The organism is uncultured Algoriphagus sp. (genome assembly GCF_963974365.1).
Lineage (GTDB): Bacteria > Bacteroidota > Bacteroidia > Cytophagales > Cyclobacteriaceae > Algoriphagus.
On the sequence record NZ_CAXBBX010000007.1, the window covers coordinates 265,921 to 277,952 of the forward strand.

A 12,032-nucleotide genomic window follows, 5' to 3' on the forward strand; every position below is an offset into this window, starting at 1 on the left:
ATCAGATCTTTTTCATCCAAGTAACCTTATTGCAAATATCATTTGAGAAGCGTGATTTAAAGAACATTAAGCTATGATTAGCTCCATCAAGTAAATTGGAGGAACCCAAGTCTATAAAATCCACTTTTTGCTCTGCAGCAAGCTTAAACAGCTCTCTAAGGATAAGTTCCCCTCCATTCTTAACTGTAACTTTTGGGTTAATAGCGGAGAGAAAATAGTAAAGCGAGTCGGTAGTGAGCTTCACTGCCAGAGAATAACCTATCGCTTCCCCATTTTTGATCAACGTGATTAAAAAATAACGACTTGGGTACTCCGACACTTGCCTTACAATCCTATTCTCATCAATTGTCACTTCATACCCCTTTTCCTTGTTCCACATTCGGATTTCTTTCAAAAAGTTGAAATTCGAAATAGATGAGTGACTAGTTTTCAAATCTGACGAACTACTTTTCTTAGAAGACTTAACTGCTTCTTTTTGAAGGAATTTCTTAATTTTCTTTTTACCGACAAAAAAATGATGGCTCTGCACTTTTGCCTGCTCAAAACCCAAAGTAAACAACAAGTAATTGATTAAATCAACTTGTGGTTCGTATGGTTTGGGAGACTGAGTAAGTGAAATCATGGTGGTTCCAAGCCTTTTCATTTCCTCGATTACTGCCAAAATAAAACATTCCAAAGAAGCTGAACTTAGATTTTCATGAACCCAAAAGCCGCCAAAGGGAACATGAGGAAGTGAATGCGCCTCCCCTAATCTAGTAATTGCAAAAGTGATGGTTGCTTTAGTTTTATGACCTTTCTCCCAAATAAAATCAAGTTGATCTCTATAACCTTCGGATGGAAAATTGCTCAAAAAGTAATCTTTAGCCTCCTTCGAGGCTGAAATCACCCGAAGTTGATGGGATTCACTTATATCTTTCCTGAAGCTTTCCAAAGTAGTCTAAGTCTCTGATGTAATCATCTTCTGAATATGCCCGATCGGACATTCCAAGTAAAACAGAATTAGGAGTAAATCTTGCTATCAACCAGTTCAACGGAGGAATGAAAACTGCCTGCCCAGGTGAATTCAGCTCGAAATTAAAAACTTCTCCATCAGCGCAGTGAAGTTCCAACTCGATTTTTCCAGCCATCGCAACGATTACCTGAGACTCTTTCCAATGTGCGTGATTTCCACGGGTCTCCCCTTCCTGCACATTTGAGATCCAAAAACAACGCTGAATCCCATTTGGGAAAAGCTCAAGATTTTCCCAAAAGTGAATACTCCCAGTATCATTCGATATTCCCGGCAGGGTGAAAGTATAAGGTGTCTGTGCAGTAAGTGATTCGGGCATTTCTACTTATTTCCTCTCGTTAAAATTAAGATATTTAGAATGGATAAACTGTTACCCATTTGTTAATTTTCTAAATTCGCTCCTCATCAATCCATTCAAATCCATGTCAGACCTCGGTGACGAGTCAGCATTCGAAGATACATTTTTAACTGTTTCTACAACCTCTGAAGGCCTCTACAAAGACAGAAGCAGCAAGTTTTTTTACTTTTCATTTCCTGTGAAAAATGAGGAGGAAATAAAAGGGCACTTGGCAGAACTAAGAAAGAAATATTACGATGCAAGACACCATTGTTTCGCATGGGCTTTGGGAAAGGAAGCAGACATATTCCGAGCTAATGACGATGGGGAGCCAAATCATTCTGCGGGAGACCCAATTCTAGGACAGATTAGATCTAATAATCTTACCAATATTCTGATCGTAGTAGTTCGCTATTTTGGAGGCACGAAACTCGGAATGGGAGGGCTAATCCAAGCTTACAAAACCTCGGCAGCCTTGGCGATTGAAGAGAATGAAATCATAGAAGAACAGGTGAAAACTGTAGTTATCATACAATTCCCATATCAAGTGATGAATGAAGTCATGAAGCTAGTCAAAGCTCATGACCTACAAATTGTATCTCAAGAAATGACTCTGGATTGTCAGATGACCTTAGAGTTCAGGAAAGGACTTGAAGAGTTAATCGTAAATTCATTAGGCGAAATCGAGAAATTAGAACTGAATCTCATTTGAACAATTCATCCAAATAGCCTTCCGCTTTCAATTTTTTGAAAATCTCCAAACAGCCCCAGGCATCAGTAGCAGCATAGCGCTGCTGCTTAATCGTCAGCTTTTCTGCTTCCCAATTTGAAACTTGCTCAGACTTGGAAATGCGCATACCAAGCACCATTGCACAAAGATTCCGAACACCAATATTGATAAAACCAACTCTCTTGAGCTCATCATTGAGGTCAAAAAACGAATTAGCATAAAAGGAATCCGTAAGTTTTGCGAGTCCTTTGATATCATCATGCACTGCTGCGCCTACTTTCACAATAGTTTCTTTTTCTAGGATATTGCGGATGGATTCCGGAAAACCTATCTCATTTAACCGAAAAAGAAATGCCTGCGTAGAGGTGGAAAGCTGCAACAAGGAAACCTGATTGGTTACGCCTTTGGTAAAGGCAGGCTTGGTCTCCGTGTCAAAGCCGATCACGCGCTGCTGCACGAGAAATTCTGCAACCTCCTCAACATCTTCTATTTTATCTATTAAAAATATGTCTCCTTCAAACTGTCCAAGTGGAAGGGCATTTACTTCTTCTTTTGTAATCTTAAATGGAATCATGCCAACTTTTCTTCTTCTACTTCATCGTAATATGTGATCCCAATTTTGAAATACCCATATAGAATAGTCATAAAAGGGCTAATAATATTAAAAAAGCAATAGGGTGCATAGGTCAAAGTAGCCACACCTAATACTGAGGCCTGAGTAGCTCCACAAGTATTCCAAGGCACCAACACTGATGTCACCGTTCCCGAATCTTCCAATGTTCTGCTTAGATTTTCAGGAGCCAAACCTCTCTTTTTATACACATCTGCATACATTCTACCAGGAACTAGAATAGCTAAATATTGATCCGAAGTCGTGATATTAAAGAACACACAAGTAGCCACCGTGGAAGCGATCAGTGAACCGATACTGTGAACCTTTTGAATCACAGCTTCAGCAAGAACTCTCAACATCCCACTTTCTTCCATAATCCCACCAAATACCATTGCGGCAATGATCAGCCAAATTGTATTCATCATCCCCCCCATTCCACTTGTTACGAGCAATTCATTAACTACGTCGTTGGTGGTGGAAATACTGATCTCACCGTAAAGCGACATCATTACCGCTTTGAAACTCTGATAGGCATAAGATGCACTTTCATCAGCTATTGTACGGATAATTTCCGGTTGAAATATGATTGCAAAAAGACCTCCCAAAAGCGCACCAGTAAGCAAAGCGGGTATTGCCGGTACTTTCCTAACAATCATCACAATCACCAAGATTGGTACAATGAAGAGCCATCCAGTGACATTGAATTTATCCAAAATCACATCTGAAATCACCTGCACATCATTCACTGTTCCATTGGCTTCATAGTTCAAGCCAATAATAATAAAAATAACCAGGGTGATCGAAATCGAGGGAATTGTCGTCTTCGCCATGTAGCGAATATGAGTAAATAAGTCTGTCCCCGCCATGGCCGGAGCAAGATTAGTAGTATCAGAAAGAGGGGACATTTTGTCGCCAAAATACGCTCCGGAAATAATGGCTCCAGCAATTATTCCTTCTTCAAAACCCAGCGCTTTACCAATCCCCAATAACGCCACCCCCACGGTCGCCACTGTAGTCCAACTACTACCTGTAGCCACAGAAACAATAGCACTTACTGCACAAGCTGCCACCAAAAAAATGGCTGGGCTAAGAATCTGGAGTCCATAATAGATCATTGCGGGAACGATCCCACTAAGGAGCCAAGTACCTGCCAGTGCTCCGATTAGGAAAAGTATCAGAATACTTGACATAGCAGCACTGATACTTTTAATCACACCATCCTGTAAGGTCTCCCAATTGAAACCTAAGCGATAGATTGCTACCAAAGCAGCAACCATGGATGAAAGTATGAGTACTATTTGGTTTGAACCGGAAAGTCCATCTGTACCGAAAACTTGAATATTCAATACCAAAAGGACGATCAAAAAAACCAATGGAATCAGGGCGTCAAAAACTTTTGGAGTACGGGTAAAACCTTGCATTAATCGGGGTTGGGTGAGTTTAGAATCTGAATCTAATCAAAAAAAATTAATTACATCTTGGACAAAAGTACTGAAAGCTCCTCACCTACTTGCCAACCGATGGCAACCCCCATTCCGCCAAGACGTACAGCGGCTACAGTTTTAGGGCCTACCTGCTGAATAAGTGGTAATTTTATTTTGCCAAATGCCATAATCCCAGTCCATTCTACATCCCAATCAATCTTTTTCCCTGGGAAAATAACGCCTGTAGCCAGCTTTTCTAAATGGGATTTTATTTTTGGATTTACTTCGAAATCCGTGCTTTTCTCTCCTTCAAAATCTCTATTTCTCGCTCCACCTAGCAGCAAGCGACCGTCAACTTGACGAAAATATACATAGCCTTTATCCATATGAAATGTCCCTTTCCAAGGAATTTCAAAGTCCACTGGCTTGGACAAAAGAATCAGCCCTCTTCCCGGTTGAATATCCGAATCCGGCCAAAGTTTTTTAGTAAAAGCATTGGTGCAAATGGCAACTTTAGTTGCGATGAATTCCAAAGAGACCTTCCCTACTTTATCTTCAGCTAGCACAATCCCCGCATCTTTCTGTACTTCGCACACCGAAACTCCAGTCAATATCCGTATCCCTTTCTCCTGAGCGAGCTTCCAGAGTGAATTCATATACATCCCCGGGTCCAACTCACCTTCAAATTTATTTTTGACAACTGCTTTTACCTGATCCGAAAAACCCAATTTCTCAGGTTTTTTTACAATTGAAAATACATCCTCTTTGAATACCGGATGAAGAAGTTTGTTTACGCCTTTCAATTCATCCAACGCACTCAATTGACTTTCTTCCAAAAGCTCATATCCGTTCACGTGAGAATAGCTCAGTTTTTTATCCCCAAACTGCCTTCTAATGGACTGTAATCCTCGGTATCGTCGCGCGACTAATGCTACCACTTCATCCTGTGTCATGTGCCAAAAATCATCCAAAATTTCTGTTAAGCTCCCAAAGCAGGCAAAGCCAGCATTCTTGGTACTTGCCCCCGTCGGAAAAACCCCTCTCTCCAGCACTAACACACGTGCTTTTGGATGTTTTTCTTTATAATGAATCGCTGTAGATAGTCCCACAAACCCAGATCCTACGACAATTAGGTCGTAATGAAAAAAGTGTTTTTTCTCCCAATAACTGAACATTTCGCTTTTTAGAAAAAGGAATTAAAATAGATTTAGTATTTTAATTAAATCTAAGCGTTATAATCCCAAAAAACCATGAGAAAAATAGATGCTTTATTCCAAGAGTATGGGCATAGTCATCAAAACATGACAAATAAGCTCATTCACTGGTTTTGTGTACCAGCTATTTTTTTCAGCATAGTTGGATTAATTTTCAGTATTCCGGCAGGGCCATTGCCAGAACTCATGCCATTTCTTGGCAATTTCGCTAATTGGGCGACTATTGTACTCGCGTTAGTCCTGATTTACTACTTAATGCTATCCACTCCCCTTACGTTGGGAATGTTTCTTTTTTCAGCACTTTGCCTATGCGTCGCAAATTTTATAGATCTAAACTTTCCAGGTAAACTTTGGATGATCAGCATTGCTATTTTTGTGCTCTCATGGATCCTTCAATTTTATGGGCATAAGATTGAAGGCAAAAAACCCACTTTCCTTAAAGACCTACAGTTTCTACTAATTGGGCCTGCCTGGCTAATGCATTTTATCTATAAAAAGTGGGGATTTGCTTATTGAATGCTATCAACTACAGCAGGCTGACTACTATCAAACAACTCTTCTAGTCTTCTCAGAGAGCTTTGATTTTTAAGGGTATAGACACTTTCCAAAATGGATTTTTTCTCCCTGGCCGTCAACCTCCAATTTAAAGACGCCCGCTGCATAGTCTCTTGGCTATCTGTCAATTCCTCCGCCTGTACCTTCTCAGGAGCATATTCAAACTCTATTTTTTCAAGATCAAAAGGCATGGATTCAGCCATGTAATTAAAAAGCACCTCATTCTGAATCGTCTGAATATTATCCCAGTTGCCATAAATATTTTTCAGGGGAGTAAATACCTTTTCGAAAATTCTCGGAGGAAAACTCGGTGCAATCTCTGTCACTTTTTCAGAATCTCTGATTGTCACTAAAACCACCCCATCAGTATGCTCATTTATCCAGGATTGAAATACATACATAAATCGCAACGCGTCTTGTATTCCAAAATTATCAGATAGCCCAGTATCCATGGTTTCCATGACTGGGTTTGATGGAAGCTCTATATTTGGAGTAATAAATGGAAAAGTAGCACTCATTCGCAATGCGGTGAGAAATCTCAAGTTTCCAGAATCCTGATTTTCAAAAAACCTAAGAAAATCTATCGTTTGCTTCTTCTCATCACTCCCCATTTTGCCAAGCAAAGAAGTCCCAAAGAACGACATAGAATGTGGAGAAATTACCAGCTTTCTACCATCGTTAGTAATTAAGGTAGACACAGGTAACAAGGGGATACTTCCAGAAAACTCAGGCTCCTTGTAAGCAGCAATAGGTTTATCTAGAATTCCTTCTGTATTTTGATTCAATTGATCTTCAAAAGCAAACCCCCTATCCTTAAGATACTTATGGCCATTGTAATGGAAGTTTTGATTTCGAATCAGTAGATCATTTACCAGCAAAGTGAAAATTATTGGATTGAGATTATCCGCAGAAATTTGATCAAGATATCTTTCATCAAGCGGATTTACAGAAGAGTCAGTCAACGATCTAAGGTACACTTCTCTAAAAAAGGCTTCGCCCAACACACCACCTGATGCGCCGGTGAGCAACTCCGTATGTTTTAATACTTCACCTTTTTCAATCTCATAGATGCTTTGCAAAATCTTCACAGTCCAAAGCGCAGCACGCTGTCCTCCCCCACTTGCGGCCACCATGACTAACTTAGGCTTGCTTTCCGCTGGGAATTTAGCACGCCAATTATCAAGAATAGCAAGGACGTTATCTCGATCTTTTTTCACTAAATCCGGTGCCAACAGTGAGTCCATATGAGCTAGACTGTAAGTGGCGGAAGGCACTGAGTAATCCAAACCGTAGGCCTCGTGCGGTCTATTTAGAAAATTGAAATTGCTGAAATAATTGGCAAGAATCAGGAATGTAAAGACAGCAAATGTCGACCACCTCCTAAGCCAGAAACTCACTGCTCCTACGAGCATAATCAGAATAGCAAACAATAAAGTAGAACTCATTGCCGCTGGTAATTGGAGATAAGGGTTCTCTTTAAAAAATCCCAAAAACAGGACAAAAAGAATCAATCCTACCTGAATAATAAATAGATTAAGATGATTCTGATCAAAAACCCTGAGCAACATTGGGGCTTCAAATCTGGAAATATCAGGTCTAACCTTCTGTGGCCTAAGGTTAATATTTAAGTAGTATAGAACCTTGTAATTTTGAGTTTTCTGGTCTTTATATTGACCTAAAACATTTGCCCGAGTAAGACGGACTTTACGAAGTCTTTTATCTACAGTTCCTGCAAAGAGTATAAAAAAATCCTTATTAGTAAAAGCAAAGTACGCGAAGATCACCGAGTAGGTAATGATTCCTCCTCCTAGAAAACCTAGAAAATAATACAAAACTTCCCAGTCATTTGAGAGATCATTCCCGAGCTGGAAACTAATAAATCGCGTAATATAGACTATGTAAAAAACCAAGGGGATTATGCCGTTGTTCACACAATAATGAATGAAAGGCTTATTCAGGATTGCCAAAAATGGAAAATGCCTACCATCCATAATGTAGGTAGACATGTGAAATGCCATCGTCAATACTGCAAATCCTACCCCCATCAATAAGAAACTAACCCAAGACACTTGATGTAAATATTCAGGATCTAGAAAAAGAAATGGAATTCCAAGCACCACTCCGAAATATTCCAAAATCACACCTAGCAGCATTACCCATATTAGCGTAAGGCCTAGATTTTTTCTTAGCTGAAGAAATAATAATTGTATAGGGAAGCTATACCAGATTTTATCCCACATGTATCCCGTTTTGCGATAATTTACTTCTTTTCTCCTAATGCCCCACAATTCAGGAAGCTTTCAAAGAGCCAATTTCCAACCTTATTTTACCCAAAAATAAATCAACTTGACAGTCAGCGACTTACTAACAACACTACCTGATTACTCATTTCTTTGGTCAGAAATTCTCTTGTCCTTCTAAGTATAAATTTTACCTTCGAAATTCAATATAGAAAGTTATGAGAACCTGGTTTTTGTGCAAAGTCAAGTACGCGAAAGAAAATGAACAAGGGTTGCTGAAGAATATTTCTGAGCAATACCTTGTGGATGCAGTATCCTTTACCGAGGCTGAGGCTATCCTATATGACAGGCTAGCTTCTCAGATTCGAGGGGATTTTCAAGTGACAGGGATTAGTAAGAGTAATATCGTAGATGTCTTTTTCTATGAAGATGCAGATATCTGGCATAAGTGTAAAATCTCCTACATGGTCGCCGATGGCGAAAGTGGCAAGGAGAAAAAAGTAACACAATACATGATTGTCACAGCAAACGACGTCAAAGAAGCTTACGATAGAATTCAGGAAAGTCTGGGTAATATGTTGGTAAGTTTTAGAGTACCTGATATTGTAGAAAGCGCGATTATTGAAGTATTCCCTTTTGAAAGAGACGAGGTAGCTGATCAATTGCCTGAAGGTAATTTCAGACCAGTTTCTGAAGTGAAGCAGGAATCAGAGGTCCCTCAGGACGAGGAATAGTTCTTTAAGTTTAACAACAAAAAAGGCCGCGAATGCGGCCTTTTTTGTTGTTAAGGACAAATCCTATTTGGCATCATCTTCCTCTACTTGGACGATCTCATAAGCATCTTTGCCATCGACCTGAACTGGCTGATAATACGTATCGCCATATTTCACGTATGTCTGATCTCCTACTTTAACTTCCTCTGCACCATCTGGCAGTTGATCGACTATTGCTCCTGCAGGAGGAGCTACCACCGTATACTCGCCATTGTCCTTCTCATAATACGTACCACCGTAATAGTAATTATTTACGGTAGGACTCACTTCTACAGTCTGAGCATCACTTGGTATTACTTTCACCGTAGCACCTTGAGGAGCTTCGACTACCACGTATCCACCATCTGACTCTTCATAGAATACACCTTGATCATAATGATATTGCTGACTTTCTACCGAAACTATGATAGCAGTAGTAGCTAAAGTAGCAATAAAGAATCCCCACGGATGCCACATTGGCCCCCAATAGAACGGTCTGAACGGGTGATAGTAATAAGGTCTAAACGCATAAAAACCAAAACCACCATACCTGTACGGAGGACGAACATAAGGTCTGTAAGGTGGTCTATAGCCTACATTTCGATTATTTCTGACATTGATATTATTTCGATTATTGACATTGACGTTGACATTTTTGCTGTTGTCTATGTTCACCCTGTTGCCAACATTTGTATTGTTGCCAATTTTGTTTCCTGAATTATTTCCAACCTTGTTATCCTTGATATTTGCAACCCTACTATTGTTGGTTGTCTTATTTGTGACACGATTTGCCCCACCATTCAATGTTGCTCTTGAACTGCTATTTGAGGCGCGGCTTTGAGTAGCTGTTCGGGTAGATGTAGTTGGACGTGATTGAGTTCGTGCGGGGGCTGATCTACTTGGTGCAGGACGCGATACTGCTGGGCGTGCAGCTCCACCACCACGAGCTCCTCCTCCTCGCATACGCTGAGCCTCTACCATATCAGGCATTAGCATCATCGCTACCATGCCTATAAATAAAAATGACAATCTTATATTCTTAGCTTTCATAGTCTATAAATTAATGCGTGTTAATCTTTTTTCAACCAGGTGATTTGCTTTGCTCCAGGAGGTGGCAAAAACTCAAAAATTGGTGCTGGATATTCTTGATTCAATTCCCAGTTTGCAAAATCCGTCTCGAATTGATGGGCGTATTGACCTTCCAAGTAGGTGATTAAAGTCTTTTTTGGTAAATAATAGGCATCGTCAGAAATCCAAAGCTGAACCGTCATAGTAGAATTCGCTCCACCAATATGGTAAACGCGCTCTCCATCGATATGCGTAACTCCTAAAAACTCAATATAGTCCATATGTTCTGCCAAATCAGCAGCAAAAGATGGATACATCACGTCTGCGGATGTAAGCTCAATATTAAAATCAGTATAGAGCCAATCAATCGTTTCAATCAAATTATCAGGTGCATCAGCTACAGTATATATGTTGTTTTTGAAAGAATAATAAACGACCTCACTTCCGTTGTATGCATACAAGTCATCCTTACTTTCTCCCAAAACATGGATTGAAAATTTATTCGGACCAGTAATTCTCACCTTGCTTGAGGTAAACTCTTTAATGTAAAAATCGTCTGCATAGGCCACATCCTTAGCTATTTTCGATGTAAAACCTACAGATTTCAGTTCACCGAAAACACTGCTCATTTTATCCAAAATCATCAAGGCAGTGCTATCCATTTTTGCCTCTTGGGCTTGGGCTATCACCACTGATAAAAATAGCCCCATTGATAAACAACATTTTTTAAACATAAAACTATAGTTTGATTAAAAATAATTACTAAATGTAATAAAAAGAATAAACAATTGGGCTTATCAAATAATTTTAAACCCATGATTTCGAATAATGAAGATGATCAGGAAATTTAAATTAAACTTTTTGAATATAAATTTATGTATTTTAACATGTTTATAATGCATTATAAAAAAGTATGACCTAAATTTGGACCATGAACAATTACGATGCTATTCAGGCACTAAGTCACTTAGCAGTAGTTTCTGACTACTTTCTTCAAGTCACTTTGGACAAAACTGGTAGAGTCATCACATCTGACTCGGGCATCGGACCCATACCCTCATTTTTCGATAATAAGGAGAAGCCTATCTATTTTGCTGACTGCTTTGTAGCCTCCAACTGGGGCAAATATGAAAACCAGAGGATAAAAGCGTGGAAAAACTCCCATCAATCTTTTACTGTAGATCTGCAAAAAATAGTGCATCCACAAGGAGATATCGTAGACACTAAGTGGGAATTCTTCTTTGTGACAGAAGATTTTGGAACTTGCCTAGGTATTGGCCATCCAGTTAGTCAAGCAATGCCCTATAATATAGGATTAGGTGATTTCTTTGATAGTGCAACTAGTGAAGGAAAGGAAATTATCGACAGTATTCTAGAGGATAAATTGATTGGGTTTTGGGAATTTGACATTACAAAAAAGGGAGATAATATCAGTCAAGGACTTGGCCAAATGCTTGGATACACCCAAGACGAACTTTCCAGAACAACCCCTATTTCCTGGCAAAAGCACATACACCAAGAAGATTTCCCTGAACTATTGCGTGATTTAGGTAATCATTTTAGAACCACTGGGAATATTCCTTTTAAGAAAGAGTTCAGAATAAATCAAAAAACCAATCAGACAGTGTGGGCGCTAGGTTTTGGAAAAACGATTGAATGGTCAACAACAGGTCATCCCACAAAAATTCTAGGATGTATTCTGGATATTTCTGACAGGAAAAAGCAAGAAATCTGGCTTAAAGAACATCATTATTTCCTAAAAGAACTTGCCTTTGAGCAATCCCATACACTACGCGCACGAGTAGCAAATATCCTGGGAATTCTAGAAATTCTTGACAGCGAACCACAAAACAATGAATCAAAGCGACTGGTCCAGCTAATCAAAAAAGAAACCAAAATGCTGGATCAATCCCTGAAGAAAAGCATCAAAGAATCTGTCCAAAAAAACAAATCTATTGAAAATGATTTCTCAACCGACACGACAGAGTCGTGACAGTTGAATTCAAAGATTTCTAATCTTCCACTTAGCTTTCAGATGAGGCTGTCTCATATTGATTTTCATAATTTAAAATAGCCTTTTCTATTCAATA

At 39.4% G+C, this 12,032-nt stretch carries 12 protein-coding genes; 4 read left to right on the forward strand and 8 right to left on the reverse strand.

The annotated features are described in order from the left end of the window. Position 1 precedes the first annotated feature (1 nt). Positions 2 to 850: a hypothetical protein gene (locus AACZ87_RS11595; RefSeq protein ID WP_339867317.1), complete on the reverse strand. Its 849-nt coding sequence runs from the start codon at positions 848 to 850 to the stop codon at positions 2 to 4. 52 nt (positions 851 to 902) lie between these two features. Further along, complete coding sequence (locus AACZ87_RS11600) at positions 903 to 1,328, reverse strand: FdtA/QdtA family cupin domain-containing protein (protein ID WP_339867319.1); 426 nt, start codon at positions 1,326 to 1,328, stop codon at positions 903 to 905. Between the two features lie 103 nt (positions 1,329 to 1,431). On the opposite strand from AACZ87_RS11600, the gene AACZ87_RS11605 reads away from it, so the two are divergent. After that, positions 1,432 to 2,058, forward strand: a complete 627-nt coding sequence (locus AACZ87_RS11605) for a YigZ family protein (RefSeq protein ID WP_339867321.1) — start codon at positions 1,432 to 1,434, stop codon at positions 2,056 to 2,058. Here AACZ87_RS11605 and AACZ87_RS11610 read toward each other — a convergent pair. From AACZ87_RS11610 to AACZ87_RS11620, 3 genes are read right to left on the reverse strand one after another with little or no spacing between them, the layout of a single operon-like run. Continuing rightward, positions 2,051 to 2,650: a 3'-5' exonuclease gene (locus AACZ87_RS11610; RefSeq protein ID WP_339867322.1), complete on the reverse strand. Its 600-nt coding sequence runs from the start codon at positions 2,648 to 2,650 to the stop codon at positions 2,051 to 2,053. The two genes, AACZ87_RS11605 and AACZ87_RS11610, sit on opposite strands and share 8 nt — an antisense overlap. After that, complete coding sequence (nhaC, locus tag AACZ87_RS11615) at positions 2,647 to 4,110, reverse strand: Na+/H+ antiporter NhaC (RefSeq protein ID WP_339867324.1); 1,464 nt, start codon at positions 4,108 to 4,110, stop codon at positions 2,647 to 2,649. Before nhaC ends, AACZ87_RS11610 begins: the two co-directional genes overlap by 4 nt. A 50-nt stretch (positions 4,111 to 4,160) precedes the next feature. Continuing rightward, positions 4,161 to 5,288: an FAD-binding oxidoreductase gene (locus AACZ87_RS11620; RefSeq protein ID WP_339867326.1), complete on the reverse strand. Its 1,128-nt coding sequence runs from the start codon at positions 5,286 to 5,288 to the stop codon at positions 4,161 to 4,163. Positions 5,289 to 5,363: 75 nt separating this feature from the next. Here AACZ87_RS11620 and AACZ87_RS11625 point away from each other — a divergent pair, with 75 nt between their 5' ends. Then, positions 5,364 to 5,843: an Mpo1-like protein gene (locus AACZ87_RS11625; protein ID WP_339867328.1), complete on the forward strand. Its 480-nt coding sequence runs from the start codon at positions 5,364 to 5,366 to the stop codon at positions 5,841 to 5,843. Here the strand turns inward: AACZ87_RS11625 and AACZ87_RS11630 are convergent. Then, a complete protein-coding gene (locus tag AACZ87_RS11630) occupies positions 5,837 to 8,122 on the reverse strand; it encodes a patatin-like phospholipase family protein (RefSeq protein WP_339867330.1) in 2,286 nt (761 codons plus the stop codon). The genes AACZ87_RS11625 and AACZ87_RS11630 overlap by 7 nt on opposite strands. Before the next feature lie 218 nt (positions 8,123 to 8,340). Between AACZ87_RS11630 and AACZ87_RS11635 the strand changes: the two genes are divergently transcribed. Further along, positions 8,341 to 8,856 carry a DUF4494 domain-containing protein gene (locus AACZ87_RS11635; RefSeq protein ID WP_339867332.1) on the forward strand — a complete coding sequence of 172 codons (516 nt, stop codon included), beginning with the start codon at positions 8,341 to 8,343 and terminating at the stop codon, positions 8,854 to 8,856. Positions 8,857 to 8,919: 63 nt separating this feature from the next. Here AACZ87_RS11635 and AACZ87_RS11640 read toward each other — a convergent pair whose 3' ends face one another. Both AACZ87_RS11640 and AACZ87_RS11645 read right to left on the reverse strand, forming a co-directional pair. Further along, positions 8,920 to 9,924, reverse strand: a complete 1,005-nt coding sequence (locus tag AACZ87_RS11640) for a DUF6515 family protein (protein WP_339867333.1) — start codon at positions 9,922 to 9,924, stop codon at positions 8,920 to 8,922. Between the two features lie 20 nt (positions 9,925 to 9,944). Continuing rightward, positions 9,945 to 10,652: a DUF2092 domain-containing protein gene (locus AACZ87_RS11645; protein WP_339867334.1), complete on the reverse strand. Its 708-nt coding sequence runs from the start codon at positions 10,650 to 10,652 to the stop codon at positions 9,945 to 9,947. Between the two features lie 221 nt (positions 10,653 to 10,873). Between AACZ87_RS11645 and AACZ87_RS11650 the strand changes: the two genes are divergently transcribed. Continuing rightward, on the forward strand, positions 10,874 to 11,935 hold the full coding sequence (locus tag AACZ87_RS11650) for a PAS domain-containing protein (RefSeq protein ID WP_339867335.1): 1,062 nt from the start codon (positions 10,874 to 10,876) through the stop codon (positions 11,933 to 11,935). Positions 11,936 to 12,032 lie beyond the last annotated feature (97 nt).

What these genes read in the sequence shown, in the direction of transcription:
- AACZ87_RS11600 (WP_339867319.1), bottom strand. Translation starts at nt 1,328, where the DNA reads ATGCCCGAATCACTTACTGCACAGACACCTTATACTTTCACCCTGCCG.
- AACZ87_RS11605 (WP_339867321.1), top strand. Translation starts at nt 1,432, where the DNA reads ATGTCAGACCTCGGTGACGAGTCAGCATTCGAAGATACATTTTTAACT.
- AACZ87_RS11610 (WP_339867322.1), bottom strand. Translation starts at nt 2,650, where the DNA reads ATGATTCCATTTAAGATTACAAAAGAAGAAGTAAATGCCCTTCCACTT.
- nhaC (WP_339867324.1), bottom strand. Translation starts at nt 4,110, where the DNA reads ATGCAAGGTTTTACCCGTACTCCAAAAGTTTTTGACGCCCTGATTCCA.
- AACZ87_RS11620 (WP_339867326.1), bottom strand. Translation starts at nt 5,288, where the DNA reads ATGTTCAGTTATTGGGAGAAAAAACACTTTTTTCATTACGACCTAATT.
- AACZ87_RS11625 (WP_339867328.1), top strand. Translation starts at nt 5,364, where the DNA reads ATGAGAAAAATAGATGCTTTATTCCAAGAGTATGGGCATAGTCATCAA.
- AACZ87_RS11630 (WP_339867330.1), bottom strand. Translation starts at nt 8,122, where the DNA reads ATGTGGGATAAAATCTGGTATAGCTTCCCTATACAATTATTATTTCTT.
- AACZ87_RS11635 (WP_339867332.1), top strand. Translation starts at nt 8,341, where the DNA reads ATGAGAACCTGGTTTTTGTGCAAAGTCAAGTACGCGAAAGAAAATGAA.
- AACZ87_RS11640 (WP_339867333.1), bottom strand. Translation starts at nt 9,924, where the DNA reads ATGAAAGCTAAGAATATAAGATTGTCATTTTTATTTATAGGCATGGTA.
- AACZ87_RS11645 (WP_339867334.1), bottom strand. Translation starts at nt 10,652, where the DNA reads ATGGGGCTATTTTTATCAGTGGTGATAGCCCAAGCCCAAGAGGCAAAA.
- AACZ87_RS11650 (WP_339867335.1), top strand. Translation starts at nt 10,874, where the DNA reads ATGAACAATTACGATGCTATTCAGGCACTAAGTCACTTAGCAGTAGTT.